Below are 26,144 nucleotides of genomic sequence, written 5' to 3'. Positions count from 1 at the left end.
GTGTCTGCCCTGGTCAAGGATACAACGCAGTCTCGAGTACGGATGAGTTCACGCATAGGAAGAAAGGTGATGAAGCTTTTTATGGACTGTGAGTTCACTCAGCTCAACCAGAATACGAAGCTGATCTCCTTGGCATTGGTCTCAGAGGCCGGTGACGAGTTTTATGTGGAGCTGACCAATACCTATCAGGTCGAAGATTGCAGTGACTTTGTAATCCAGCATGTCTTGCCGCAGTTGAGTCTACCTCGGTACGGGATGTCACTCGTGGAAGCCCAAGCCGCGCTGAGGGTTTTCCTCGGCAGTATTTTCGGCCATGTAGAGGTTTGCTCAGATGCTCCAGAATGGGACTGGGAGTTTTTCTGCCAGCTTGCGTATGTTGATCACAAGTGGCCGAATCATGTGGAAAACAGGCCTACCAATCTGATCCACTTGTTCAGGCATTTGGAAGCCGACGACATCGGTAACATTACGCTTCCCGACCTTCCGCATCATGCCTTGCTCGATGCCCGACTCCTTGCCGGTCTTTACGAACGCTTGGCAGGAGTCTCCAAGCAGGTTGGAGATTCGTTGCGATGAGTCATGACGAAGAGCTCCGGCATTGAGAGATCGCTTTGCGAATGGCTCACAGGCGCTTGCTTCCAGGCGAGTCATCGCATGCCCAAAGCTAAGTTGTGGTGTGAAGTAAATGGAGGGGATCGCTCCTTCGGGCCAAAGGGCCCGGCTCACATAATCAGTCGAGCATCTCCTTGATGATGGATGCAACGTTCCTGGCATCGTCGATTCCTCGATGATAGGTACCCCGCCAAACCAGTCCCAACGACTCTACCGTTTGCTTAAGTGATCTAGGTCGATCGTCATATAGGCCGGCATGCCATTTCCTGGCATTGAAGTGTGGCAAGCCTTCGAGCAGGGAAGGGCACGCTGCAAAGCCAGCATCGCGCTCAAGCTGTCGGGCATCATAGTCACCCCATGACGTCCAGGCCGCGTTTGGATAACTCGCAGCAAATGTTCGTAGCTCGTCGCCAACCTCTCGATAGGTTCGGGCTCCGTCCACGTCTGCTTGTTGGATGGAGGTAAGTTTTTTGCAGAAAGCAGTCAGGGTAGGGTTGATCTGAGGCCGGACGAAACGCTGGAATTCATCGATGATCTCAAGCGACTCCAAGTCGATTACCACCAGGCCAATCTCGATCGTTTCCATCTGATCGGGGACGACTGTGAGCGGCCTAGGTGATTCCGATTTTTCAACCTCGTCACAGGTTGCCTCAAGGTCAACGCAATAGAGGTAGCGGTATGGTGCGAGAAGATTTTGGATGGATTGAAGGTGAAGAAGCTTTGCTTGAATGCTCATGGCATGGATGTCCCATGGCTGCCAGACGATGAGATCTGAATCTTAACCTCCAGACTTTTGATGCGTCGCTCACGTGCCCGGTTTGAATCCCAGGCATCGGGGCGCCGGCGCAGATTGGCTACAGATTCAGCGTGTGCATCCCCTTCGCATAGTGCGGGCCTACGCAAAGTGCAGACTTATCCAGCTCCGGGTCAACCATGGAGGTCGTCATGATGACCTGATAGGGCGTGGAATCGTGATGCGATAGCGACTCCACCAAGACGCGCTGAAAATTTTGACTGCGGTCGGAGTTCATTCCCTTGTCTTCTGTGTTGTCCAGCAACAAAAGTCGAGGGTAACGCATTGTCTGATCTTCCAAAGACTCCAGCAGGATCGCAAGATGAAAGCTATTTTTAAGAATCGTCTCCGAGCTCGCGGAGAATTTTGAACGACCGTCAACCAACATAAAGTCTTTACCGAAATCGAACATCACAGCTTCGGCATCGTTGAAGGCCGGCTCGAAACCACCATCCTGCTTAAGCAGCTGCACTGTCTTTTCAGAAATGCGGCTTTCTACGGTTTCCCGGCGCGTGCTAGTTTGACTTCTCTTAATCTTGATCTCTTCTCCAAGATTTAGAATGGACTCGTTAAGAATCCGTTTCTTCTCGATGAGCCCCTCTATCGCAGAAACCAGCTTGGCTTTGGTGTCGTAATTTTTAACACGCTCCTCAACGCTCCCAATTTTTGCAGAGACCTCGTTAAGTTGCAGAGTTCGGTCGGAGCTTATACGTAGGGTCGTGACGTGCTTAGCCCTTAAAGCTTGAAGTGCTAGCTGGTTGGATTCCAGATAGTGGGAGTGCTCACTAAACTTCGTCCTCATTTCAAGTAATACTTGAGTGCTTTCCTTTTTTTGAAAAATCAGCTCATTCAAGGCTGCTAAATAAGATGCCTCTCTAGAGTTTGTATCGATCTCAGTTTTGCACAGGTGGCACTGATCTCTCTCTTGATTAGTAATGGCGGAAAGACAGCTTGGGCAAAACTTAAACCTTACTTCGCCAAAAAAGTCATAGGCAGTCTTCGATTCTTTAAGTGATTTGATTCGTGAGTCTATGGCCGAAATAAACAATTCGGATTCTACTATTTCATTCACCATCTCCGCCTGCTTAGCAGTTCGAATGTCGATCTCCTTGGAGAGCTCGCCAATGGCTTTGGCTGCCTTCTCCGCCTCTACATTAAGCGCCGCGTCAGAGGTCTCTTCAGGCTGGACAATCAAGCGCTCGCGTTCCGCAAGAAGCTCCTTTAGTTCTAGATTGGCATTTTTGATGGCAGTATTGAGAGATGTCTCACGCAACGTGCCTTCGGATGGCGATACGTATCTGTAGATTGAGTCTAATTGCCCATCAATTTTGGCGAATTCTGATTCGGCTTTTGCGAGCTTTTGCTTCAGCGAGTAAATCCCGAGATCATCAAGGCCGAGTAGGAAGTCACCTATCGCCTGGCGCATACTAGGCTTGTCGAAGGTTGTATGCTCAGCTCTCAAGATTTTGTTTACTGCAGTGCCCTGGTCGACATAAATCAGTCGCAAGACCTGATGAATAGTCAAGTTGGCAAAGTCATCAGTTTGGTCGTGAGGCCAATCTAATAATTCAAAAATTTGTTGAGAAAAGCTTAATTTTTCATCGGTTCGAATCAAGCCATATTTTTGCCACACGGCTGATGTGTTTGCTTCGCAGAGTTCAGTGTATGACCCTCCGAAAAAGCTCATGGGTGGCTTCTTTCCAGGCTCTACCGTCCTGTGTATAGTCATCACATGACCGTTAATTTCAATTTCAGCAAAAACCCCATCACAGGTTTGTGCTTCTTCATTCCACCGATTTTCAGCAATATCCCCACCCAGGCAGCTAAATAGAAAGTCCATGATTGTTGACTTTCCGACACTGTTGGCACCTCGGATTATATTGACGCCCCTGTGGAACACTGCGTCATACACCGCCTTCCCCGATCTGGTAATTATGAATCGGTTCACAAATAATGTTGAAGGCTTAGATGTCATAAATAAATTCCATTAGGCCGGAACGAGACTTGAGTCCGTTCGATCCGTAAAAAGGTGTTTCTGGCAGACCTTTTGTAATGACAGTGAATGCGTCGCTCTTCAAAAACTCATCGGTTTCAAGGAGTGCAATATAACCGGGCGGTAAAGCGTCTGGCTCTAACTGCATGAAGCCTTTATCGAATTCGGATTTCGATAAACAACCTTTCGCAATGAGCTCGAGTGTCGCTGCTTTTTGGAAACTCTGAAGGTCAAAGAATGTGCGAGCGGGATTTGTCAGATCTTCAAACTGATCTTGAATTTTAGCTGTTTTTGATTTGTACTTGCCGATTTCCCTGGGCCACGGTTTTATCGCCTTAAGCTGGCTAGGGAACAAGTAATAAAAATCAAGCATGCGAAACAGTGGCCAACTAATCGGCGTGCTCCCAGTCGCATTGAGAATTGATACTATTCTGTAAAGACAATGGTTTGCATCGAAGGCTGGGTGATACATCAGCATTTCGGCTTCTCCCAGATCAAGTGGCACTTCCCAGTGAGAAAATATAACATCCCTGAAATCATGTACTGATCTATTGTGAAGTCTTCTGCCATAACCTCCCGGTAAATGGTATCGACAATTCCGTTGAGGATTACCCCGTCGATAACATCGTTCGGGACACCTTGTTTTATTAGCGGTCGAATGGATTCTTCGAAACCAAAACTAATTTTTTGGAGAATGTAGAGAAATATAGCTTGCCGTCTTCGATTGAGCTGGGACTTCATTAATCTCTTCGCAAAGGCATCTTTGCGCTCGATTGCTACCTCTAGCAAATCCTCACGCCCTCCGTTTTTGAGTTTTTGCTCCAGACCGATCATCGGAGACTGAGTTTTCTGGTTGGTAAAAAAATCCAGGCGTTCGATGAAGTACATAAAATCTTCATCGTGCTCACTCAACTCTTGGATTCTTGCGAGTGCGCGAGTAATTGCAGTCGGATCTGCAGGGGGTAGGTTGATGACGTAGTTGGTGTCATCACCCACACGCACGCCGCCCTGAATGTTGGAGCCCCAAATGCTTGCTTTATTCATTTGGGCGAGTTGTTTGTGTCGTTGCCAGCCCGTACTGAACCATGAACTGTGGAACCCTTGATGTTCACGGTATTGCTTCCAGAGCGTCCTTTTGTACCGGCATTAATCAATGCCACGCATAATGCGAAGGTCACAACCCCCAGAAGGCACATCAGAGCGAACAGTTCGGTATGCGTCAGATTCTTGAGGTAAGGCGAGGAGATGATTTGCGGATAAACCGTGTACCCCAACAGGCCGGCTAGCGCCGCACTGCCGCAATACTTGACAGCGCTTTTCCAAAATTCGTCCATGATGAACCCAAGCTGGTAGTCAAAACGCTATCATCGTGTATCCGAGGGCCCTCGTAAAGGAACGGAACTGCGAACTCACGCAATCGGATGCGAACCGACGGCGCTAGCCTTTCTTTTTGACGTGGAGCCGCCTGCATACGTAGGCTGGTGTCGGTTTAGATTGACGTATCTGAGGTTTTTTACGCTGTCCCGGTATCAGAATAGAGGGCCGTGAGGGATCCAGCGAGACGCCAGTTTTTGAGGGCAACTTCTACGGTAGGGGTACCAAGAACGTGCAGCGAGACAAGCATGAATCATGCGAACCCACTACCTCAGGGGGCGGGGGGCACCTATCCTAAAGGAGACCAGGCGAAATGGATTTTTATGTGATTGGTAGGGATACGAAATTCCCTGATCGAGCAACGAATGCAACCTACCTGAAAATGGATCGATGGAACGACTTCAGCTTCGTCACCATGTTTTACGCTGTGGCCTTCGACGAGGAAGGCGTACGTTATGAGCTTGAAAATCTAAAAATCGGATTCAAGGGGCAGGATACCTCTACCTCCACGTACTCAAAGCTTCCCGCGCACTTCACAGAGTTACCAGATGATTTTTTCTCTCTGGGTAACAATGTCGAGTATTACACCAAAATCGCCCAAATTCCGTCACCGCCTCTCAAATATGCTTATTTGGCAGGTTTGAGGGACATCGTTGCCAACCCTGAGCTTGTTGAACAAATCACAGGTGAGCCTGTTTTTTCGACGTCTTTACTGCGCGATGTAAGTCTTAGCAGCGTTAAAGAGCAGTTTGTCCGTGTGCTTCAGGGAGGGGCTGTTCGTACGGACTACTCCTTCACGTTTGTTAAACAGAGTGATAGTGCTACTGCGGGCATAGAACTCGATTTTCAGGTTACAGCTGGCTCTACACCGCTGACCAACGTACATGCCTTGATTGGACGGAATGGTATCGGCAAAACCACCATTTTGAATGGCATGATAAACGCTATCAGTAATGGGCACGCTGGACTGGATGCTATTTTCCGGGTTAACCCTTGGGGCGGAGCAAAAACACCGATTGGTCAGGATTTTTTCAGCAGCGTTGTGCTTGTTTCTTTCAGCGCATTCGATCCATTCGACCCACCACCTGAACAGCCTGATCCGGCACTGGGCACTTGTTTTTACTACATTGGGTTAAAGGCGAAAGCCACGGACGGGCATGACCTGAAGCGACGTGAGGCTCTGAAAGCTGAGTTTCTCGCCGGCTTAAGGGCTTGCCTCAAAGATGCCTACAAGCGAAATCGCTGGAAGCGGGCCATTGAAACTTTGCAGTCTGATGAAAACTTTGCAGGCATGGGTTTTCTGGGGCTTTTGTCGTTAAGCGGCGAAGAGTTTATTGCTACTTCCGAGTATCTTTTTTCAAATTTGAGCTCCGGGCACTCTATCGTCTTGCTGACAATTACAAAGCTGGTTGAGCGGGTTGAAGAGAAGACGCTTGTACTTCTGGACGAGCCGGAGAGTCACCTCCATCCGCCACTTTTGTCCGCTTTCATTAGAGCTTTGAGCGAGTTGCTCTTGGAACGCAACGGTGTGGCGATCATCGCAACTCACTCACCTGTTGTTCTCCAAGAGATCCCCTCATCGTGCGTGTGGAAAATTAACCGCTCACATCTCGTAGCAGCAGCCCATCGCCCATCTGTCGAAACCTTTGGTGAGAATGTAGGGATATTGACCCGAGAGGTCTTCGGACTGGAAGTGACATCGTCTGGCTTTCACACCCTGTTAGCTGCAGCGGTGGATCAAGGTAAGGACTTTGACCAAATTTTCCTAGAGTTCAACCGACAGTTGGGTTTTGAGGCTCAGGCGATACTCCGGGCGCTTCTTGCTGACCGAGACAACGGGGCCAAGTCATGAAGCGGCTAACTTGTCCGGAATACGCTCCAGAATACTCTTACGCCACCTGTGTATCGGCAATCCTCGACGAGCCAGAACGAACCCGGATGATGGCGGGGGTGAACGATATACGAGACACGGCCATTGACTTCGTCGAGCGGGCCGCCGCCGGGGCGACCTGGGAGCTACCTCCTCTCGTTGTGGCGAAAGGCGAAGATCCGATTGTGGTCGGCGATATTCGAAAGAGCGAATTGGTCGCACTATATGAGTATTACATGGTCAGACGCCCCCTAGGGCGCGTCATTTACGATTCGATTTTAGTTGGAGCGGGGGATGAATGCCCAACCTGTGGGGGAATAGGTCATCCACGTACGCTAGATCACTACCTTCCGAAAGCTAACTACCCCAAATTGGCAGTGCTTCCTCAAAACCTCATTCCCGCGTGCCGAGATTGCAACACCGACAAGGGCAATCCGCTAATCGACCAAGCTCATAAACAGCTAATCCACCCGTATTTTGATCAGCCTTGCTTCTTTGATCAAACGTGGATTAGCGCATCAGTCACGCATAGCCAGCCCCACGTAATCAGCTATGCAGCAACTCCTCCAGACACCTGGACAGAAGTGGATCGTGAACGTGCCATAAATCATTTTGAGTTTTTCGGGATCGCGAAGCGTTACAGCGTCGCCGCGAGTAGCGAGCTTATTTTTTTGCTGGATATGCACAGGAGTTATTTCCGCAACAGACCGGCTGAGGAGTTCTCGCAATATCTACGTTCGGCGGCTGAAAGCTCGAGTGTGTTCCCTAATCACTGGCGTAAGGTAATGTATTCCGCTTTGGCAGAGGATCCTCTGTTCTGCGCTCCTTAGCTGTCAAGTTGTGCGATAGGGAGCGCATAGATTGCTTTTAGACTGCTCTGTTGACTAGAACAGCTAGGGCTGGGGCTCTTTCGGTAGGTCTCCACTGGCAGTAAGAGACTGCATGATTTCTTTCGGTAAGATCAGTCTGAAACCAACTTCCTCCGAGCGGCGCAGTCGAAGCATTCCTGATTGGATAAGGCTCCATTTCTGGTGCTCCATCGAAATCGGCGCCAATTCGCGTATGAGGTTGGAAAACGCCTGTAACCACTGAGAGGGTGATTGGGATGCGTCAACACGTCCGTCAGTACCTGGTAGACCTCGCGGGCGGTAAGAGGAGAGGTTATGTTCAAATCATTCTGTGTGCGAGTCATCGCATGCCTAGAGCTAAGCTGAGGGATGACGTAAATGAAAAGTCGCCCTTTCGGGCCAATGGGCCCGGCTCACTTAATCAGCCAAGCATCTCCTTGATGATGGATGCAACGTTCCTGACGCAGTAGAGGGCGCCATAGAAGCCCTGCGCCGAGCGGCACCTAACGCACGGTTGATCGAGGCAGCTTTTACTCCATCACTGTCTGCAAGCGCCGTCCATTGCGCCAGAGCATTCATTCATCATCCGCTGAGAGCGGAGAGTTGATGTCAACATCGATACAGCCGATCAAAGAATCGAGGCGAACCTGGAGAGTTGAATCGAGGGCGATCAGCTTCCCAGGGTTACCCAGGATGTCGTCCTCTAACAGCGTCAGAAACTCGCAAAGCTCCTGGCCATTTTTTGAAGCGTCTGTGCCATCCGTCTCACTGCGAGAAAGGATCGTGGATACGGATGAAGCAGGATTTAAGTCGTTCATGGAACTGACATTATCCGCGCTTGAAGCGCTTGTCATGCGCCTAGTGTGGATTTTGAAAGAAGCTCCTTTGGTTGTCGCTTCTTCGGGCCAAAGCCCGGCTCGCCCCCATGTCTTGACGTTATGTGGCCTACCGTACAGCTCGACTATCATGTAAGTGCTCAATCGCGTAGGTATCCCTGATGGCTAATGCCACTGTGAACGCTAAAGGCCAAATAACCATCCCTGTCCAGGTACGGGCTACTCTTGGCCTGCGACCAGGAGATGAAATCGAATTCGTCGAACTGGAGAATGGTCAGTTCGCCATAGTGGCAGCAACGTATTCCGTTGAGCGACTTAAGGTCATGATTCGCAAACCAAAGGTCAACGTGAGCATTGATGACATGAACGCAGCTTTTGCGCTGAAGGATTAAGTGCTCGTCGATAGCGTTTCCCAAGCAGAAAAGCTTGCTAAGGTTGCGTCGGGTCACTGATGTGTGAGTACACAGAACGCACCGTGTTTGCACGAAACAATAGTCTCAGGATTCACGAAGGCGATTAAGAAGGCCAGAAACAATCTATATGCCTATGATTTTCAGTAGAGAAACCGCCGGGAAAATCGTGCAGCGAGAGCTTTTCGCGATTTCTGTGCCACTGGCTTCATGCATTGCAGAGTTCTAGAAATCTATGGCCGACGCCGCTGTTGGTGAAGTTGTAACGTTCACGTGACCAGCGCAAAAAATCAAAAAAAATTTTGATGCGGATTACTGCTGTCGGCCTTGGCGCACCAATTGACGGTTCTGTTCGGCTGAATGTGATTCAGGACGTTTTCGGGGTTTTTGAGAGTTTTTACGCAACGAGATCTGGGGCCCAATGGCAGAAACCGTCTTTCGATCTGGTCGACGTTACTAGGTACGACTTCATCGAGTTACCCGCAATCCTGACGCCATTTCAGACAACGCGCAGCATCCTGATCGCAGCCGAAAAACCGGGCGCTGGGCGCGACTTCCGTTTGTAAGCAAAGGGTAACTCCGAGGGTTCCTGGGTAGACGGTGGTGTTCAGCAGTTCAGGCCGATGTGCTTTTGAGCAGAGCTTTGACAGCAAATCGGTTTTTTGAAGCCGAGGTCGAGCTGGGAGGGGATGTCAGCGAACTGGATGAGTACACATCTGAGGACGTGAGGAGTGGGCTCGGGCTTCTACTGGTTTCTCGTGCTGCCGGTTTCGAGTGGATGTCACATGAGTCTGCCATGCATGGCTCTACTCGGCGACGATCAGCGCTGTGAACCGAGGGGTTGTCGGTTACGTCATGGCAGTGCGTGGCTGGTGACACTGTTGGTGTGAAAATGCTGGTCGGCACACAGACCGGTAGGCAAGAGGATGCTGCGCTGAGATTGTTCATGGGTGGCGCGCGGAATGATCAGCCATGCACGACGGGGAGGGTAGTGGTAAATGGGCACGCGTCCGGATTTATCAGCGGGCCAGCAACTACTACATGGCGTAGGCGAGATGGTGGCGCGCCGGCTGAAGTTTTCGATGATGATGACGTGATCTATGGCGGAGCGCTGACTCGGATTGTCGTTAGGTCTGACGACCTGGTTGTGAAGGAGGTCGATGGAATTGAAGGGGAGTCGCGGGTTTTTGATGATGACGCAGCACTGAATGGCGGAACTTGGTTTAGCAACCTGGCTTTCGAGGTTTCTGCTCAATAACCAGGGTTCGTGGATTCATCGCCTGCGGTGATTTCCGTTACGCGGTGATAGCGGTTGATGGTTGGATTGTGAGGTAGCCGAGGCGGGTCTTTTGGATCACTCCGAGTTCCTCGGCTTGTTTAAAGACCTGGCATGCTTTGAGGTTGCCTACACGGTTTTCCATGGCAAAGTCTTTCACTTTGATTTTGCTGTGCTTGGGGAGTGTAGCGGCCTGCCGGAGTAGGGAATCGAGCAGACAGTTGTTTGGCACCAATTCGAGATTTTGTGTCTCCGGATTTACTGACTCGTTCAGTGTTGACTCCGGTTCCTCTTTTACCTGTTCAACCTTAGGCTTTTGACTCGGCAGGATGGCCAGGATCAAGGCTGGCACGAGCTCAAGTGATAAAGCAAAGCCTCCACAGATCAGGGCAGCTAGTAGTGCAGGGATGGACGATGCTTTAGACACGGTTGCCTGAATCTCGGCGATCTCCTGAGAGTTAGTTTTTATCCGCTCCATAGCGGCCTGGCGCTGAGTATCCGTCCGGTCGTATGCGGACGATTCGAGTTCCTGGGCTTTTGTGACCATACCTTTGTCCCTCAAGGCCGACGATTCAGAGCTGATCTTCTTTTCCGCCTCACCAAGGGTTTCAATGAAATCGGTGTCCGTCTTTGTCAAAGCTAATAGCTGCACAAGCCGCGCGCCGCTGAGTGCTTCCAAGCGTGAGTGGCTCGAGTTTATTGACCCAACCAATCGGTCATAGGTTGACCACCCAGAAACAGCTCCGAGGATTATTGAGCAAAATAGTACACTGCAAGCGGCAACCAAAAGACGCTCATTAATTAGACGCATAGCTGCAGGCCACGCAAGGTACTTAAAAATATCCAACAAAACAGCAGCCCCAGCAAAGACGAACCGGAGGAAAGGGTCGTCGATGAGACTATAAACTGTCATTGCGACAGATATAGCAGTAACGGATGACAATGCAAAAGCCAGGCAGGCGAGCACCGCAGACAATTTTCTGTCCATGCCGATTTTCCTTGGTTGTTAACTGCGAATTGGTAGTGCGCTAATTATTGTAAAACGGAAGGCCCATCAGAGTTGTATATAACTCGTCTAGATGTTTTTTGGCATCAAAGCCGGTAGAAAAATCTCAATCGCCATAAGCTCATAGTCACCGAAAACTGTGCAAACTAAATAAAGTTCTTCGCCGATAACCAAAAAGTCATCGAGCTCTGATTGCATAGCAACTACGACACACGATGTGTACACCGGGCTTCATACATTCCATCACAGATAAATCGAAACTCGGCAAGTTTTATCGGCGATACACTTATCAACTTACTGGCCTTGGTAGCCACAAGTTGCATAATGTCTCGTGCAAATTTAGATCACCAGCCTCAGTAACGACGTTTGCTATGACATACCGGTAGCCATCCAGGATCGCCATCAATTCACCTTTTTCGACAGTTAATTCCATCAAAAAACCGTAGGCGTCAGTGACTGTTCCATCCTGTAATGATGACTGTCCGGCGACGTGGCCGTTTCTCAAAAAGCGAGCATTTCGGAGAGTGCGTGTAATCGGCTTAGGCGTTGAAAATATTTTTATGTAAAACCTTACGATGGATACTGGAATAAGCAAAAAGTAAGCTGTGAAATATACCCAATATTTGATCTTTTCAAAAATAGCCTTGAACATCACTACTCTTCCTGCGTGGCGCGCCGAGCCAATTCGAGACCACGTCTGCAAGAAGCCAGGACATTGCTGACACCTTGGGGACTCGTACCAACCTGGCGTGCAGCTTCGGTTGTAGACAAGCCCTTAACAAGCACAAGGCGCGCGGCCTCTTGACTTGCTCCACCACGCATCCGCAAAAGTTCGGCCAGCGCCATAAATTGTTCCTCAGTCACCGCTCCCCCTAAAACCCAGATTTAGGCGAGGGATCTTATCGCGTTGGCAGCATTCTGCCTTCAATTGAGCAAAACATACACCCTTAAGGGTTACATTGACAGTGGTTTTTTTGCGAGACCCTCCACACCATGCCGTGGATGAGGCGAGGATGATGCGTGATATTTGTTTGCACATTGAAGCTGCTCCAACGAGTGTGTGAAAAAACCACGAAAAATCTCGTCGCACATGCTCCCGATCTGGTGTGCCGCATCGTCGTACTCAAAGTTGGCGATCTGGTACGTGCTGCCAGCTTTGTCTTCAATGTATAGCTTACCGTCGACTTCGAAGATCGCTTGGATCGGTTGCGTTTGGATGTAGGAGTCGCCGTTTGGAAGGCTTAAAACGTACCCAGCAACGCATTGTCCGGGTACGCCATCACCATTAACGAACCGAGTGTTATGGATGCAGTGAATCAAACTCGTACTCCATTGGCTTTTTGGCAGGTAGAACCAGCGGCTGGCCTGGGATGTACTCGACATAATACTTTGATGGCCTATTGTTGGTGCCTTTGAAGGTCAGATCTATGCCAAGCAAGGCCTCCAGGGCTTCCAGGATCAATCGGGTGTCCCGGTCGAGGCGCCAGTTTGCGCTTTTGATTTTGATTGGGATTCTTCGCGCGCCGGCCTGGAATATGAGGTAGAAGTATCGTAGTCGCTCAGATTGGCGATGTTCGTCTTGATCTCGTCTTTCAATTTCTGTCTGAAGCTCTGAAAGGGTTTCTGGGTCATAGCTGATACCTTCTTGTGTGGTGAGTTTCTGCCAAGTCAATCTGGAACGCTTTAGTTGCCGGCCACTGATGTGTTTGCCGTCGTATTCGTATGAGATGCCTTTGGGTTGGCCTTGTTCGTTGAGGGTTAGGTGGATGTAGACCCTTTGCTTTCTCAGCGCTGCGACGAGATCGAACATGTCGCCGTGGATTGCATTGGTGTGCTCGATGGCGCCGGCAATCTTCGCGATCATCTTGTGTTTCAGAGGGAGGTCACCGTCAGGGACTGATGCTTTGACCTCTGCGTGAGTGAGTGCAACTCCCCAGGTTTCTTTGGGGCTTGGGGCTTTTTTCAACCGGAATATGTCTTCGATCTCGGACACTGAATCCAAGCTCGTAGAGCGCTCGTTGCTGTCTTTCACCATGCTGAATTCGTCGTTGAGCCTGATGCGGTTGGCAACGATGTGAACATGCTGATGATCTTTGTCCTGATGCATCACGGCGACGTATTGATTCGTCTCGTCGAAGCCAAGGTCTGTCAGGTACTTCCGAACTGATGTGCGCCACTGATCTGTAGTTAGGGATTCACCAGGACGGAGTGACATCATCGCGTGGAAGACGGGCTTGATAGGCTTGTCAGCGTCCATGGACATGCGGCGCAGGATCTCGACCTGGTCGAACTCCTTGATGATTTCCATTATGTCGCACTCACTCCCGGCTAGCAGCGCGGAGAGGGGGTCAGACGAAATGCAGTTTGAGTCGATAGTCAGGATTTGGCAGATATCATGGTCATGCTTAGTGCAGCCAAAAATGTACCGAATCCTTTTCTTGAAAGAACCCGAGGACTTAGGGAAGATTTTGCCGATCATGCAACACCCCCAACATTGATCTTGGCGATGTGCTTAACCTTTGCCAGGAGTTCGCTGCTAGATTTCTCCGCGTTTATCATTGAGGCAAGGCTCATTAGTTCGCGAGCGATTTGAACCACGTCAGAGCTGACTTTTGGTTTTGTGTTGTTGTTAGCCACGAAGTCTCGAATGAATGCTCCTGCAGCCTTATAACCAGCTTCCGCCATCTTGTGCTTAAGAGAGTCAATATCGGACTTGCTGAGCCGGATCGTGATCCTCGCGTCTTTTTTCTGCTTCTCAACTACTTTCATTTCGGCCTACCTATTATTGTTTTTATTGGTTAGCTTTTATCAACGCAACACCCGAAGGGATGTGAGTAGTCGCGTATTGTCTGCCGCAGACACAACTGGCTAGCTACTGATATAAGACTATTATGCCGATGGATCCGTAGCAGGTGGGAGTATTTTCGAAAATATAGTAGTTTATTTTCGGTTATACAAAGGTTCGCTGTTGTGAGTGTGAAATCGCAGTAGGGGAGTGCGATTATTGGTTACCTCGCACTATATGAGAGTGATTTCGCAGTAGGTGAGTGCGGATTCACAGGGGGAGAGTGCGAACATGGTTGGATGTCGCAGTATGTGAGTGTGGATTCGCAGTGTGGTAAAGCGATTTTGCAACTGAGAGTGCGGACTAATTCAGGGTGTGACTAATTTGGCCTTGATGGTCACACTTTATGAGTGTGCTACTAGCTGACCCAGTGCTTTTTGATCGAGGGGGGCCAAGGTTTCCAGCAACCCACGGCAAACAACATCTTTTCCCATTTTAGACATTGTATAAATATCGCTTTCTACAAGTACAATTGCGTTCCTGAGTTCCGAGAGATAATCGGTTTTATACCCATCAGTCACATCCACGTCTTGCCCCTTACCATCATGGTTAGATAGCACTTTAGTATAATACTGGCCGATACGCGCTTTTTGAGCCGTCGAGATAAAACTAGCCCGCATAATTTTTCGTGGTAGGCTTTTACCAACCTTATCCTGAACTCTAATCAGAAAGTCCCTGACGCTGGATTCACTGATTTTTTCTTGCTTAACTCCGGAGAAGACGTATTCGCTGATTGAGTGCTTCATCGCATAAAGTAGTTGGCAATACGCACTGTCACTAAGTACCAGGTGAAACTCCTCTCCGTTTTTCAGGGAGTCAAGTTCGTTGAGCTTTGTCCGCGCTGAAAAGATGATTGATCTAGTTGGATGGTGTATATCCGTCTTGCGAATTTTTGCGATTTCACCAGGCCGCACTCCGCTGAAAAGCATAAAGAGGACGGCGGCTGAGACTGTCTTAAAAGATGTTGGCACATCTCGCATCGGTTGTTGATCAGCAATAGCCAAGCACTCCGTAATAAAACCCTCAAGCTCATTCGGATTTATGCGAATCTTGGATCGCTTATTTTCGTGCCAAATATCTAGCCTGGTCATAATGTCGACAGGATTGTATTCGACCAGCCTTTTTGAGCCGTTATCGTAAAAGGCCATGGCAAACGAAAAGATCGAGCCAAGCAGTGATAGTGTCTTGTTAGCTGTCCGCTCCCGTGGCGCGCCAAGTGTCCCATCCTTTTTTGGTACCGGCTTAGTCACCTTTTTGTGCAGGGCGGTCACATCTTTAGCAGCTATTGTGCGCAAAGGCCTGCCGGACAAATTCGGAGCAATGTGATTTTTAAAAGTCTTGCGATAGTCGTCGATGGTGCACTCAGTGAGTTTCGCTTTTGCGATCAGCATGTCCTCGAATGCGCTCTCGACTGTCACTTCGTCCTGCAAGCCTTTAGTGGTTTTTTCCTCCAGCATCGCCTCCAGGTTGGTGTACACCGACAGGGCTTCGTCGCGAATCATCGGAATTTTTGTCGTGCGTTTGTCGTAAGCACTCAGCTTAATCCTGTGGTCGCGCCCCTTGATTTTGCGCACCACAAAAAAGGTTTTACCGCCTGCTTTGGTGACCCTGATCGCCAGGCCTTTGATTTCCGTGTCGTACACCAGGATGTCGGATTTGCCTTTCGGGCAGGTCAGGTCGTCAAGCGCGGATTTGGTGAAATTGATTTTCATAGCCATAAGTGGTGTCTCACTCCCTAAGTGATTGATTCTGGTTTTGTTTTGGGGTTAAATCAGCGCCTGCTTTTGCATTTCCCATGCCCCGATGGTGAAATTGGTAGACACATCAGACTTAAAATCTGCCGCCGCAGGGCGTGCCGGTTCGATTCCGGCTCGGGGCACCATCTCGCTTCATCAAAAAACACCTTTATCTGTCACCAGCGTCTAACTAGACCTTGGTGTTTTTTGCCGTCTGCGATTTGGCATCCAGCACCTTAAATTTGGCAGCCGGCTTGGGAGCTATTTGGGAGCTGACTTGGGAGCTTGGTTGGCAGCTTTCGCCATTCCTGGCACGCCGAGCTCAGCTCTCACCCGCGCTTCAATGCAGCCAAGAATGTCCGTAAGTTATTGATCTAACAAGTTTTTAAGCCTGTAATCACGGGCAAAAGCCGGCCTCAGCGCTCAACTGCTTTTGTATGCTGGCGAGGGGTAAGATGACTTAAAATCCCCCGCTCGTAAGGGCGTGCCGGTTCGATTCCGGCTTCGGGCACCATATATATCAAGGGTTTGCGAGCGAAAGCTAAGCAAACCCTTGTTCGTTTCTGGTCCGCAAATTTAGCGTTGCTCCGCCATTCACTTGGTTGGCGAGACTTTCTTGCCTTTTCGGTTGCGGATGTACTGCTCTGTCATAACAACAGCGGTATGCCCAAGTTGATCCTTGGTCTGCATGATGTCGCCGCCCGACTTTCCCGAAGGCAACCCAACTGCCGGCCCGGCGCAGAAAGCGTTGAATATCTGGTGCATCGACCAGAACGGCGAGGTGACTGGCTACTGCTAGCCGATTGGCTTTAGCGCCGCCCTTCGATGATCATGCGTACTGCCAAGCCCGCGAGAACCGTCCCCATCAGCCAGCGTTGCACGATCTGCCACACGGGCCTGCCTGCGAGGAATGTGGCGATGGAGCCAGCCATGACAGCAATCAGCGCGTTGACGCTCACGCTAATGGCAATCTGTGTAGAGCCAAGCACGATGGATTGCGTCAGCACGCTGCCGTGGTCGGTGGGGTCGATGAACTGAGGTAGCAGCGACAAATACATGACTGCAACTTTTGGATTCAGCAGGTTGGTTACAAAGCCCATCATGAACAGCTTGCGCGGGCCGTCCTTGGGCAGCTCTCGCACCTGGAACGGGGAACGGCCGCCGGGCTTGACCGCCTGCCAGGCCAGGTAGAGCAGATAGAGCGCGCCGCCGAGTCGCAGGGCGTCATACGCATAGGGAACTGCCATGACCAGGGCGGTGATGCCCAATGCGGCGCAAAACATATAAACGACGAAACCCAACGCCACGCCACCCAAAGAAACCAGTCCGGCCGTTCGTCCCTGGCAGATCGACCGCGAGATGAGATAGATCATGTTCGGGCCTGGGGTCAGCACCATGCCGAGTGAGATCAGGCCGTAGGCGAGCAGGTTGGACAGTTCGGGCATCGCGTAACTCCTGATGGATGAGATAACGAATCGAAAGCACCGCTAATTCAATACAAGCGGTTTTCGCCATCTCTGATGGTTTGCACTTGGATGGTGCGGACGATAGTAGAGCCGTCAACAGGAGAGTGTTAGATACAGATTGACTCACAAAACGTCATACAGCACTGGCTACCTAACCGCCGTCCACGCCAGCCTGGGCGATGCGGGGATATTTCCTGAGTCTATAAGGACGGGGCAAAAGGTTATTAGACGTGCCGAAGCTGCTTTGTTAAAAAAATAGTGCATGGCACGCTATCTGCGTGCCCATGCATCTCCATTTGGCTAAATGGAAATCGCCCAACATTGAGCTGGGCAACGATCAATGAGTCTGATTGCCGATACAGGGAAAAGTAGCTGCGACTTTGGCCAACTGCTCGCGCACTAGTGCATTGGGCTCATTGATCCCTCTTCTTTTCGGCCGCTTGACCCTCTCACCCAAAAACCTTCACGCCGGCTCGCCGGGGCCGACAGACACATCCGATGTACGACTCCTTGCCGATTGGCGCACCAGTGGTTGCGGGTCAATACTTTTTACCTGTCCTTGGAGCGCTCCTATGAACCGGCAAGAAGAGTTTTTGGCGAAAGCGTTAGAGGTTCATCATGAATATGAAGAAGCTACGGTCGCCGTTCACAAGATGATGCGTGAGAACAGGGCTATAGGCGCGGAATGGGATGCGGCTGTAGCGCGGCAGATCGCATCTCTTGATGCCTGGATGGAGCTGCCCCACGAATTCGGGGACTTCAAGGCGGATGAGTGACAGGTTTCGATTTCAGTGGCGTGGGGTCTTCGGCAACCGGGCGTTTTGAACCTCCTCAATCTGAGGACATCAAACGACTATAACGTCAGGCACGGGCCTGCCCGGAGATGATCAAATGAAACGCACAACTGCTTTGATTTTTGTGGTGTCAGCGGCGTTGTTACTTGGTGGTTGCTGGCCGTATTGGCATGACCATGACCGTCGCGGACATGATCATGGGCGTTACTACGGTGACACTCATCACGCACAAGAGTATCGCCGTGCATGAATCGATGTAGCGGAGCCAGGATAAATTCGTCTCGAGCCCGGCAGTTCAATTGACTGCCGGGAGGAGGGCGTCTTATAGCCAATAGCGGCGGGTGGAGCGATCCCGGCGAAGGGAAAAGCCCGACACGAGATCGGGCTTGAACGTGCACGTCAACTCAACCGTTTAATCGTGTTTGTACTTATTCTTGTATTTATGATGGTGTTTACCGTTGTAACCTCTGCCCTCTGAGCCACGATGGCGATTATCGTCGGACAGGTTATTACCTAGTGCGCCGCCCGCGGCACCGCCGAGGCCTGCGCCAATGGTGGAGCCGGTTGAGCCACCCAACTGATGACCAATCACCGAGCCCCCCGCCGATCCGAGCCCGCCGCCGATCGCGGCGTTGGTTTTGTTGCCCCTCGGCGCAGCGACAGCGCTGCCTGCAGCGCCCCCTACACCCGCGCCGATCGCTGCACCGGTGCTACCGCCCATTTGCTGACCGACTATGTTGCCCAGCGCGCCGCCAAGGCCTCCGCCAACGGCTGCGTTGCCATCTCCAGCGGCCATTGCTCCTTGTGTGATCAGGGCACCTAGAGCAAGGGTAAGCAGTGTGATTCGCATGCTGTGCACCTCAATAAGTAGTTTTTGTGTTCAGACTGCTATTTTGACTATTGAGCATTGTGAAACGTGCATTGTTGCTTCCTGCCGCCAAGCTGCTCTCGTCAGCGCATTGACGATAAAGAGAGCACTTGAACTGTAGAGGGTGCGGCAAAGCCAAAGTTCGACTTGCGATAATGGCACGTTGTCGAAAGTTTACACAGGAGCAACAAAAAGCCCGCACGCGGTGGGCTCTTTAGTGCGGGTTACTCGACGATCAACTACCAGAGGGATGCAGCAATGACTGAGCGCCATATGATCCACTCGGAAACGCTTTCGAACGGACGCAAGATCGAGGTCAGGGCCAAGATTATGAGGGACGGCTCGTTGCAGATGTTCATCGGTGTTTACCAGCCTGACGGTGCGGTCCTCTTTGAGGATCACGACCCAAAACCGCATCTGCTGGACATGGAGGACGCTCTGGACTGGGGGATCGAAATCGCGAGACGCACTGGTAACGCCCCTGAAGCCAGTCAGGCTTGATAATCACTGGGCCTGTTTTTTGCTGTGCCACCGTTCTCTAATGAATCATTGATCTGCTTCATGGTCGTATCTATGGGTGAACGCTCTGCGAACTAAACTTGCGGGTAGCGAAAATCCTTCTCCGTAGTACTGACCCTTGCTTTTAGGATGTTCATATGAAGCGCACAGCGATAATGATCCTGGCCATTTCAAGCTCTCTCCTGCTGGGAGGCTGCTGGCCTTACTGGGAAGATGGAGACGGGTACGGTCGAGGTCACGACCGTGGTCGTGAGTATCACCGTAGTTATGATCGCCATGATGACCGTGGATACGAGCGTCGTGAGAATGATCAGGGCGAAGGTCGTTACCACAAACGTGATCATGACGACAGAGACGACTGACGCTTGAGGCCTGGTCGGAACGAGGAAAGGTCATGCAGATTCTGACAGCAAGGACGGTTCGGCCCGTCAGCCAATGGTTGATGGCGGCGGGTATCGGCCTGATCGCGATGATGACCAATGTGCAGGCTCAAACTTCACCTCAAGCCACTCAAGAAATAAAGAGCCTGCTGGATTTTGTCGAGCACAGTGAGTGTCGGTTCGTGCGTAACGGAAGCGAATATCCGGGCTCCCAGGCTCGGGCGCATCTGGAGAAAAAGCTGAACTACCTCGAAAGCAAGAACATGATCGGCAGTGCAGAAGACTTCATCGATCTGGCGGCCACTAAAAGCAGCATGAGTGGCAGTCTCTATGAAGTGCGATGCCCAGCAGGTGTACAACCCGCAAGCCTCTGGCTGAAGACCGAGCTACAAAGGCAGCGTCAGCTTCATTGAATCGGTCTGAAGTCGAGAAAGCCCAGTGTGATGCTGGGCTTTTTCGTTTCCGGGCGTCGTACTGCTGGATTGGATCGGCCGGTCAGTCACTTCGAGGCTATCCTGTGATTTCAAGCCGAGGGCGCAGTGACGTATAGGTGCGACTAGAGTGAATAAATCCCGACTTTCGATATAGAAACAGTAGTGAGCGTTGCTCCGTTGATAGTCCCCTTCCTGGTCTGAAGGTTCTTATGGCGCCCCACACGCAACCAGGGAGGGTGGGCCGTGGTGGCATTGGAAAAGTGGCGATTATGGACACGAGAGTCAGACTGGCGAGCGGCGAAGAGGCAGAAGACTTTTTCGTGCAAACACTGGAGCAGGCTGTCGATGCCGTGGTGGTCATTGATGACCAGAACGACGTGGTGTTTTTCAATGCGGCTGCCGAACAATTTTGGGGGTGTTCCCGTGTAGAAATACTGGGAAGCAACGTCAATAGACTGGTTCCTCATGCCATACGTCCCCACCATGACGGATATGTCGGCGCAAACCGGGAGACCGGGGTCAACAAGATCGTAGGCGCTAGCCGGGATATCCATATCACGCGCAAGGATGGCGAGGAGCGCTGGGGCGCGATGTCGATCTCGAAAATCACCTTGCAGGGCCGAATCCTTTATGCGGCCTTCCTCAAGGATGTGACACAGACGCGCCTGAAAGATATCGAACACCGATTGCTGTCGATGTCGGTCAATATCACCAGTTCTGCCACCTGTATTGTCGACGCCGATGCGCGTCTCATCTATGTCAATGACGGGCTTATTCGATTGCTCGGGTATTCCCGTGAGGAGGTCATCGGACGGTCGCCCCTGATGTTCTTTGTCTCCGATATTCAGGCCGAAACGCGTGCGCAAGCGGTGCTCGAAAGAGTCCTGCATGGTGAGTCCAGTGAGGCCAGCGCACTGATCAGCAAGCGTAATGGTCAACGGTTGTGGGTGCATATTTCGTCGACCCCCGTGTTCGACGCTCAAGGGAAGGTCGACAACATTGTCATCGTGCTGACCGACATCACCCGGTCAAAGCTGCATGAGGTGTTGCAGGACAAGGTGATAGGGGCTCTTTTGAAAGAGCAGTCTTTGGAACGCGTATTGACCCTGATGTGTCAGGAAATCGAACGCATCGCGCCCGAAGTCATCGTTTCGATCCTGAGTGTGGACCCGGAGGGATTTCTGCACCCGCTGGCCAGTCCTGGTTTGCCGACCGATTACTCGAGAGCGATCGAGGGGTTACCGATAGGTCCTGTTGCCGGGTCTTGCGGGACGGCGGCCTACAGGGGCGAACCGGTTCTGGTGACGGATATCATCCACGATCCGCTCTGGGCGGATTACAAGTCGCTGGCCGAGAAGTCGGGTTTGCGAGCATGCTGGTCTATTCCCGTGCGCAACGGTGCAGGACGGATCGCTGCCACCTTTGCACTCTATTTCAAGGAATGTCGCGGCCCCGACACCTTGCATGCTCACCTGGTGACGGCGGGAACTCACCTGTGCATGTTGGCGCTCGAGCGGGAAGAGGCGCGTGAATCCATTCGAAGGATGGCGTTTTATGATGCGTTGACCGGTTTACCCAATCGCAGTTTTTTGCTGGCACAAGCGGACCGCGCCATTGCCGAAGTTGCTCAGGAGCAGGCTGAACTGGCGGTACTGTTTGTCGACCTGGACCGCTTCAAGCAGGTCAATGATGCGCTGGGGCATGCTTCGGGCGACGAGTTGCTGCAAGTCGTGGCGCAACGGCTACGCAGTGTGCTCCGGGAGTCGGACATTGTCGGGCGGTTATCCGGCGATGAGTTCGTTCTGGTGCTTCCAAGGATGAATGCCACGCAGGTCACGACCTTTCTCGAGCGGCTGAAGATGACCCTGAGTATTGCGGCCAATATAGCCGGCACCTCCGTGGTCCTGTCGGCCAGTATCGGTATAAGCATGTTTCCAGTTGACGGGCAGGATATGGAAAACCTGCTGCATTGCGCCGATATTGCGATGTACCAGGCCAAACGTACCGGCCGTGGCAGCTTCAGTTTTTTTCTCGAAGAGATGAACAAGATCGCTCAGGAACGTTTGATACTTGAGACGGCGTTGCGTGTGACCCTGGCTGACAATGCTCTTCACCTGGTTTATCAGCCACAAGTCGATCTGAGGAACGGGCGTCTTGTTGGCGTAGAGGCGCTGGCACGCTGGGAACACTCAATACTGGGCAGTATCTCGCCAGCACGATTCATACCTTTGGCCGAGGAGTGCGGGTTAATCAACGAGTTGAGTCAGTGGGTATTGCAAGAGGCCTGCGGGCAATTGGCGCAGTGGCGCCAGCAAGGATTCGTGGTCCCGTCCATGTCGATCAATCTGTCACCGATCAACTTTCACAATCTGAATCTGGTGGGGCTGATCGCCGAGCAATTGCGCCGATGTAAATTGCAGCCCGCCGATTTGTGCGTGGAGGTGACGGAAGGCGTATTGCTTTGCAACAGCCCTGGTTCAGAGCAAACCATCCAGGACCTGCATGCCTTGGGTGTGCGTCTGGCGATCGATGACTTTGGTACGGGTTATTCCAGCCTGGGGTACTTGCGGCGGTTGCCGATCAGTGAGCTGAAACTGGACAAGAGTTTTGTTGATGACCTGGAACACGATGCTTCCTGCCGCGCATTAAGCGAGTCGGTCATCGGTATTGGCAAGGGGCTTTCCTTGCATGTTGTTGCTGAAGGCATTGAGCACGCTGCCCAGCGTGACATTCTCAGAGCGCAAGGTTATGAGGTCGGGCAGGGATATTTCTTCTCTGTCCCATTGTCTTCCGGGGCGCTCATGCAATGGATGCTGAGCAGCCCGAGCGGGCGATAAACGGCGTAGAAATAACCCTGGCGAGCCACGGCCGTCGATCAGGTCCTCATCCCTGACATCTATACTCTTTGTCATGCATTCAGCCATGGGATCCCGATCCCGGGACCTATCCTGTTCACTCGCTGGTGATAAAGCCTTGGCATAGATTTACGAGGGCTCAACATGCGGATTTTGATAGAGGTTGCAGCCTTTTTATTCATTTCAGGGTGCATGACTTCTCCAGTGCCAGCAGAGAAAGCCGCTCGGGTTCCAAGTGATCGGGTTTTTGCGTTTCAGCAACCCATCGAGGGAAGCAGCGGAACGATTTTTGTGACGCGTGATGGCGGTTTGCTGGGTTCGGCCTGCTACATCGGTGTTTATGTGAACGGTGATTTTGTTGCGCGAGTGGGACCTGGTGAAGGAGCAAGATTTTTCACCAAGCCCGGGGAAGTCTTTGTCGGCGCAGGAGAAGACCTGAAGGGTAACGGCCTGTGCTCCATAGGTATTTCCTTGCGCGAAGTCGTAACGACCATGGATGCCGGAGAGGTAAGGCATTTTCGAATTTACGGTGATGCGAGCGAGGGCATTTCAATAGCGCCAAGCTCTCATTGAAGTAGCAGCATGCTTCATCGAGCCGCGCTTCGACCTTTAAAAAAGTGTGGTTATTTAAGGACTTAGGTGATTTTTTGTGTGGAAAAAAGATGTAAATATCTTGTTACATCTAGAATGGTGAGCTATTATCGCGCTCGTGTTCACCTACCACGGTTTACGCATTTTTAAGCCCCAAGCGTCCATCAGCTGCTTGGGCTTTTTTTTGCCTGAAATTTGCCGCTGGCTGGTACTGGTTTTGAACATGGGTCGTTTCTAAACTTCTAATACGTATCGACCGCAGGGCGTACGAGAGGTGAGCCATGAAGACCGATCCGCAAGCTCCGGGTACTAAAAAACCGGTTGAACCGAGCACCCGCTCGGGTGATACACAGCAGGACCGCGATGAACTCCAACCAGATAATCCGAAAAAGTGGAAGGATGTTCAAAGCGCGGTCGAGAGCGAGCTGGAAACACTGCACGATAAAGCCAGACCCCTCTAAGTGGCGTTCGCCAGCAAGTACAAGTCATGCATCTCACCGTTGGGTGAGATGCATCTTGCGAATCAGGCAATCAGATCCACTTTGCCACTGGCCAGGCGATAGATGCCCCCGACAACTTTCAATGTGCCCTTGCTCAGCGCTTCAGTCAGCACAGGTGAGGCTTTCTTGAGGTTGTTTACCGTGTCTTTGACGTTTTGCACGGTCGCGTTCTCGAGAAGATTTCCCGGATCCTTGAGTACCTTCTCGATAGAGGGCCTCAGTGCGTCAGTCAGTTTCTGGATTTGACCGGGGAAAACCGCATTGTCCTTCGTTGCCTTGATGCCGGCATTGAGTGCGCCGCAGTCTTCATGCCCCAGCACCAGAATCAGTGGTGCGCCGAGCACCAGGACCGAGTATTCCAGGCTTGCCAGGCCTTCCTCCGTGACGAAGTTGCCCGCGACACGCACCGCGAAAAGGTCGCCACGGGCCGTGTCGAACGCGTACTCGGGGGCGATGCGCGAATCAGCACAACTCAAAACTGCCACGAACGGGTTCTGACCAGAGACCAGGGCTTCACGCTCGGACTTGAAATCATGTGTCTTGGAGGTACCGCTGATGTACCTCTTATTGCCAGCGACCAGTCGTTGAAGGGCCTTATCGGGGGTGATCGCATTTTGTGGTTTTGGAGGCGGGGCCTTTTTCTCGGCGGCCTGGACGATGCTGTCAGGCAGCGCACCGGCAAGCAGCAGGGCGCCAGCCCCTAGTCCTGCAAGCCGGAGAAAACGACGACGGCCATTTGCGTCCGGCGCGGGGTTTGAATCACAGGATTCACACATGATTTGTGTACTCAGGATTTGGGAGGGAGTGGCTCGCTATCAAGGGCTAATACTTCCGGAACCTTCAGCACTTCTTCGTTGGAGTCTAGATGCTTTGCAAAAGCCTGTTGCGGGCTTCGCATCATTACAAAGTGCGAAACAGACAGTACTTTGAGATTAATTCATTCGCGTTTGCCGAGGTCAGCTAACCTGTAATGGTCAAGCAACACTCCAGTACACGCCCCCCCACGGACGGAATACCATGTTTCCTCTTCTTCAGCTTTGCCAGATTGTGGAGTCCGGTTTCTATCCACTCTCATGCACCTGCACGGTGAATCCCGACGGGTCGTTGAGGGTCACAATTGTCGATCCAGAATCCGGACGGGTTGAACTGCTGATCACCGGCGTGTCGACGTCGACGCTGACCAGTGTCCGGGAGATCGCCAACTTTATCGGTGAGCTGCGTACTGAATTGAAAGCCGGACGCAGGGCGTTCGCAGGCTGATGCAACGATCAAGTCAGGTCACAGGCCGACGATTGGGCGCCTGGCCAATGATCGGGTGGCTGGCTTGATTCGCCGCTCAAGCGAGGTACCAACTCTGGGAGTTGCATCCAGTGCACAAGAGGGTTATCAAGTCTTTTGCAGTGGAAACGATTTTCAGAGCGTCGCATCGAGTGATGCCGTGACGCGGAGGGAATTGCCATGTTACTCAACAAACCCGAACACGAACTGCGCAGCGATTTCCAGAACCTTGCATCTGATTTGCGATGGTCGGCGGTGGAGCTCAAAGCCATTGCCGAGCGGCTGAGACAGACCGGTAATGAGGTCGATGCCCAGTCACTGCTGAAGACGTGTCAGGTGTTGGAGACCGCCGAAGAACGGCTGGCCATCTACGCGGGGGAAGTGAAGGCTCATCGAATACACCTTGAATAAGCATGGGCCGCCGTTGCAGCTTGCTCAGGGCTGCCAGGTTGGCTCTGCGGCAGCATTGCAGATTTTTTGGAACAATGGAGATTTCCGGGCGTCTCACATGAGGTTGCCGCACAGAGTCAGGAGATATACCCAGTTGAAGGAAAGGTTATCAAGTCTTGCCGTCGTCACGTTAATGGCAATTGGCGGTATTTCGTTGCTGTTCGTTGCTAAATACTGCATTGAATACTTCGTAGGCCCCATTGCTGAATCATGGATCGATCTCGCGCTCGTCCTCTCGGGCTATGTACTGTTCTTTCTTCTTGAGCCCATTCGCAAGTCGGTGAGTAAAAAATGGAGCAAAGGGGGGGAGCCGAAAAAGACACGGCGAGGGAGTGTGAGGGGGCATTGATAAGGCGCTGGCTTCCGTGGGGTGCTGTGATATTTCCGTAACCATGACAACCCTTTCACGA

General features: G+C 51.6%; 29 protein-coding genes, 1 tRNA gene and 1 pseudogene. 15 read left to right on the top strand and 16 right to left on the bottom strand.

Annotated elements, in window-relative coordinates; translation table 11 throughout:
- Nucleotides 1-69 precede the first annotated feature (69 nt).
- Nucleotides 70-576: a 3'-5' exonuclease family protein gene (locus tag AC1DIG_RS02210; protein ID WP_477765938.1), complete on the top strand. Its 507-nt coding sequence runs from the start codon at nt 70-72 to the stop codon at nt 574-576.
- Nucleotides 577-730: 154 nt separating this feature from the next.
- Here the strand turns inward: AC1DIG_RS02210 and AC1DIG_RS02205 are convergent, their stop codons facing one another.
- The 5 genes from AC1DIG_RS02205 to AC1DIG_RS02185 form a co-directional block, all read right to left on the bottom strand.
- The gene (locus AC1DIG_RS02205; RefSeq protein ID WP_477765937.1) at nt 731-1,348 is read right to left on the bottom strand and encodes a 3'-5' exonuclease; all 618 of its coding nucleotides are present in this window, start codon (nt 1,346-1,348) and stop codon (nt 731-733) included.
- A 118-nt stretch (nt 1,349-1,466) separates the two neighbouring features.
- Nucleotides 1,467-3,245, bottom strand: a complete 1,779-nt coding sequence (locus AC1DIG_RS02200) for a hypothetical protein (protein ID WP_477765936.1) — start codon at nt 3,243-3,245, stop codon at nt 1,467-1,469.
- Between the two features lie 124 nt (nt 3,246-3,369).
- On the bottom strand, nt 3,370-3,876 hold the full coding sequence (locus tag AC1DIG_RS02195; RefSeq protein ID WP_477765935.1) for an ABC-three component system middle component 5: 507 nt from the start codon (nt 3,874-3,876) through the stop codon (nt 3,370-3,372).
- A complete protein-coding gene (locus AC1DIG_RS02190) occupies nt 3,870-4,442 on the bottom strand; it encodes an ABC-three component system protein (RefSeq protein ID WP_060708137.1) in 573 nt (190 codons plus the stop codon). Before AC1DIG_RS02190 ends, AC1DIG_RS02195 begins: the two co-directional genes overlap by 7 nt.
- A complete protein-coding gene (locus AC1DIG_RS02185; protein WP_477765934.1) occupies nt 4,439-4,732 on the bottom strand; it encodes a hypothetical protein in 294 nt (97 codons plus the stop codon). Before AC1DIG_RS02185 ends, AC1DIG_RS02190 begins: the two co-directional genes overlap by 4 nt.
- A 353-nt stretch (nt 4,733-5,085) precedes the next feature.
- Here AC1DIG_RS02185 and AC1DIG_RS02180 point away from each other — a divergent pair, with 353 nt between their 5' ends.
- Both AC1DIG_RS02180 and AC1DIG_RS02175 read left to right on the top strand, forming a co-directional pair.
- Nucleotides 5,086-6,624 (top strand): AAA family ATPase, encoded by a 1,539-nt coding sequence (locus tag AC1DIG_RS02180; RefSeq protein WP_477765933.1) that lies wholly within the window; start codon nt 5,086-5,088, stop codon nt 6,622-6,624.
- Nucleotides 6,621-7,472 (top strand): HNH endonuclease, encoded by an 852-nt coding sequence (locus AC1DIG_RS02175; protein WP_477765932.1) that lies wholly within the window; start codon nt 6,621-6,623, stop codon nt 7,470-7,472. Before AC1DIG_RS02180 ends, AC1DIG_RS02175 begins: the two co-directional genes overlap by 4 nt.
- A 593-nt stretch (nt 7,473-8,065) precedes the next feature.
- On the opposite strand, the gene AC1DIG_RS02170 is transcribed toward AC1DIG_RS02175, so the two are convergent.
- The gene (locus AC1DIG_RS02170) at nt 8,066-8,308 is read right to left on the bottom strand and encodes an AbrB/MazE/SpoVT family DNA-binding domain-containing protein (RefSeq protein ID WP_477765931.1); all 243 of its coding nucleotides are present in this window, start codon (nt 8,306-8,308) and stop codon (nt 8,066-8,068) included.
- Between the two features lie 179 nt (nt 8,309-8,487).
- Between AC1DIG_RS02170 and AC1DIG_RS02165 the strand changes: the two genes are divergently transcribed.
- A complete protein-coding gene (locus AC1DIG_RS02165; RefSeq protein ID WP_477765930.1) occupies nt 8,488-8,718 on the top strand; it encodes an AbrB/MazE/SpoVT family DNA-binding domain-containing protein in 231 nt (76 codons plus the stop codon).
- A gap of 871 nt (nt 8,719-9,589) precedes the next feature.
- Here AC1DIG_RS02165 and AC1DIG_RS02160 read toward each other — a convergent pair.
- From AC1DIG_RS02160 to AC1DIG_RS02135, 6 genes are all read right to left on the bottom strand, one after another.
- Entirely contained in the window at nt 9,590-9,991 is a 402-nt protein-coding gene (locus AC1DIG_RS02160) for a hypothetical protein (protein ID WP_477765929.1), read from the bottom strand.
- A gap of 40 nt (nt 9,992-10,031) precedes the next feature.
- Nucleotides 10,032-11,000, bottom strand: coding sequence for a hypothetical protein (locus AC1DIG_RS02155; protein WP_477765928.1), 969 nt, complete (start codon nt 10,998-11,000; stop codon nt 10,032-10,034).
- A gap of 307 nt (nt 11,001-11,307) precedes the next feature.
- Nucleotides 11,308-11,670, bottom strand: a complete 363-nt coding sequence (locus tag AC1DIG_RS02150; protein WP_477765927.1) for a hypothetical protein — start codon at nt 11,668-11,670, stop codon at nt 11,308-11,310.
- Between the two features lie 648 nt (nt 11,671-12,318).
- Complete coding sequence (locus tag AC1DIG_RS02145) at nt 12,319-13,326, bottom strand: relaxase/mobilization nuclease domain-containing protein (protein ID WP_477765926.1); 1,008 nt, start codon at nt 13,324-13,326, stop codon at nt 12,319-12,321.
- Nucleotides 13,327-13,493: 167 nt separating this feature from the next.
- Nucleotides 13,494-13,787, bottom strand: coding sequence for a plasmid mobilization protein (locus tag AC1DIG_RS02140; RefSeq protein ID WP_477765925.1), 294 nt, complete (start codon nt 13,785-13,787; stop codon nt 13,494-13,496).
- Nucleotides 13,788-14,207: 420 nt separating this feature from the next.
- The gene (locus AC1DIG_RS02135; protein ID WP_477765924.1) at nt 14,208-15,581 is read right to left on the bottom strand and encodes a recombinase; all 1,374 of its coding nucleotides are present in this window, start codon (nt 15,579-15,581) and stop codon (nt 14,208-14,210) included.
- A gap of 79 nt (nt 15,582-15,660) precedes the next feature.
- On the opposite strand from AC1DIG_RS02135, the gene AC1DIG_RS02130 reads away from it, so the two are divergent.
- Nucleotides 15,661-15,745: transfer RNA gene (locus AC1DIG_RS02130), tRNA-Leu, on the top strand.
- 448 nt (nt 15,746-16,193) lie between these two features.
- Here the strand turns inward: AC1DIG_RS02130 and AC1DIG_RS02125 are convergent.
- Together AC1DIG_RS02125 and AC1DIG_RS02120 are read right to left on the bottom strand one after the other, a co-directional pair.
- Nucleotides 16,194-16,304 (bottom strand): annotated as a pseudogene (locus AC1DIG_RS02125) (tyrosine-type recombinase/integrase); the annotation flags it as partial.
- A 104-nt stretch (nt 16,305-16,408) separates the two neighbouring features.
- Nucleotides 16,409-17,044, bottom strand: coding sequence for a LysE family translocator (locus AC1DIG_RS02120; RefSeq protein WP_477765923.1), 636 nt, complete (start codon nt 17,042-17,044; stop codon nt 16,409-16,411).
- Between the two features lie 593 nt (nt 17,045-17,637).
- Here AC1DIG_RS02120 and AC1DIG_RS02115 point away from each other — a divergent pair.
- Both AC1DIG_RS02115 and AC1DIG_RS02110 read left to right on the top strand, forming a co-directional pair.
- A complete protein-coding gene (locus AC1DIG_RS02115) occupies nt 17,638-17,841 on the top strand; it encodes a hypothetical protein (protein WP_054597749.1) in 204 nt (67 codons plus the stop codon).
- Nucleotides 17,842-17,956: 115 nt separating this feature from the next.
- A complete protein-coding gene (locus AC1DIG_RS02110) occupies nt 17,957-18,109 on the top strand; it encodes a hypothetical protein (RefSeq protein ID WP_477765922.1) in 153 nt (50 codons plus the stop codon).
- A 162-nt stretch (nt 18,110-18,271) separates the two neighbouring features.
- Here AC1DIG_RS02110 and AC1DIG_RS02105 read toward each other — a convergent pair whose 3' ends face one another.
- Complete coding sequence (locus AC1DIG_RS02105; RefSeq protein ID WP_477765921.1) at nt 18,272-18,709, bottom strand: glycine zipper domain-containing protein; 438 nt, start codon at nt 18,707-18,709, stop codon at nt 18,272-18,274.
- A gap of 276 nt (nt 18,710-18,985) precedes the next feature.
- Between AC1DIG_RS02105 and AC1DIG_RS02100 the strand changes: the two genes are divergently transcribed.
- From AC1DIG_RS02100 to AC1DIG_RS02080, 5 genes are all read left to right on the top strand, one after another.
- Nucleotides 18,986-19,228, top strand: coding sequence for a hypothetical protein (locus AC1DIG_RS02100; protein ID WP_477765920.1), 243 nt, complete (start codon nt 18,986-18,988; stop codon nt 19,226-19,228).
- A 412-nt stretch (nt 19,229-19,640) separates the two neighbouring features.
- The gene (locus AC1DIG_RS02095; RefSeq protein ID WP_477765919.1) at nt 19,641-20,039 is read left to right on the top strand and encodes a YfeK family protein; all 399 of its coding nucleotides are present in this window, start codon (nt 19,641-19,643) and stop codon (nt 20,037-20,039) included.
- A gap of 290 nt (nt 20,040-20,329) precedes the next feature.
- On the top strand, nt 20,330-22,897 hold the full coding sequence (locus AC1DIG_RS02090) for an EAL domain-containing protein (protein ID WP_477765918.1): 2,568 nt from the start codon (nt 20,330-20,332) through the stop codon (nt 22,895-22,897).
- A gap of 162 nt (nt 22,898-23,059) precedes the next feature.
- Nucleotides 23,060-23,488, top strand: coding sequence for a hypothetical protein (locus AC1DIG_RS02085; RefSeq protein ID WP_477765917.1), 429 nt, complete (start codon nt 23,060-23,062; stop codon nt 23,486-23,488).
- Nucleotides 23,489-23,787: 299 nt separating this feature from the next.
- Nucleotides 23,788-23,967, top strand: coding sequence for a hypothetical protein (locus AC1DIG_RS02080; protein ID WP_477765916.1), 180 nt, complete (start codon nt 23,788-23,790; stop codon nt 23,965-23,967).
- Nucleotides 23,968-24,029: 62 nt separating this feature from the next.
- On the opposite strand, the gene AC1DIG_RS02075 is transcribed toward AC1DIG_RS02080, so the two are convergent.
- Nucleotides 24,030-24,782: a carbonic anhydrase gene (locus AC1DIG_RS02075; RefSeq protein WP_477765915.1), complete on the bottom strand. Its 753-nt coding sequence runs from the start codon at nt 24,780-24,782 to the stop codon at nt 24,030-24,032.
- A 241-nt stretch (nt 24,783-25,023) separates the two neighbouring features.
- Between AC1DIG_RS02075 and AC1DIG_RS02070 the strand changes: the two genes are divergently transcribed.
- The 3 genes from AC1DIG_RS02070 to AC1DIG_RS02060 all read left to right on the top strand — a co-directional run bounded on the left by AC1DIG_RS02070 (nt 25,024) and on the right by AC1DIG_RS02060 (nt 26,083).
- Nucleotides 25,024-25,266, top strand: a complete 243-nt coding sequence (locus AC1DIG_RS02070) for a DUF1652 domain-containing protein (protein ID WP_477765914.1) — start codon at nt 25,024-25,026, stop codon at nt 25,264-25,266.
- A 198-nt stretch (nt 25,267-25,464) separates the two neighbouring features.
- Nucleotides 25,465-25,695 (top strand): hypothetical protein, encoded by a 231-nt coding sequence (locus AC1DIG_RS02065; protein WP_477765913.1) that lies wholly within the window; start codon nt 25,465-25,467, stop codon nt 25,693-25,695.
- Entirely contained in the window at nt 25,688-26,083 is a 396-nt protein-coding gene (locus AC1DIG_RS02060) for a hypothetical protein (protein ID WP_477765912.1), read from the top strand. Before AC1DIG_RS02065 ends, AC1DIG_RS02060 begins: the two co-directional genes overlap by 8 nt.
- Nucleotides 26,084-26,144 lie beyond the last annotated feature (61 nt).

The sequence above is a fragment of the Pseudomonas sp. 05N431 genome (assembly GCF_056397005.1).
The sequence above is the reverse complement of the archived record's forward strand: the minus strand, read 5'-3'. Positions and strand labels throughout refer to the sequence as shown.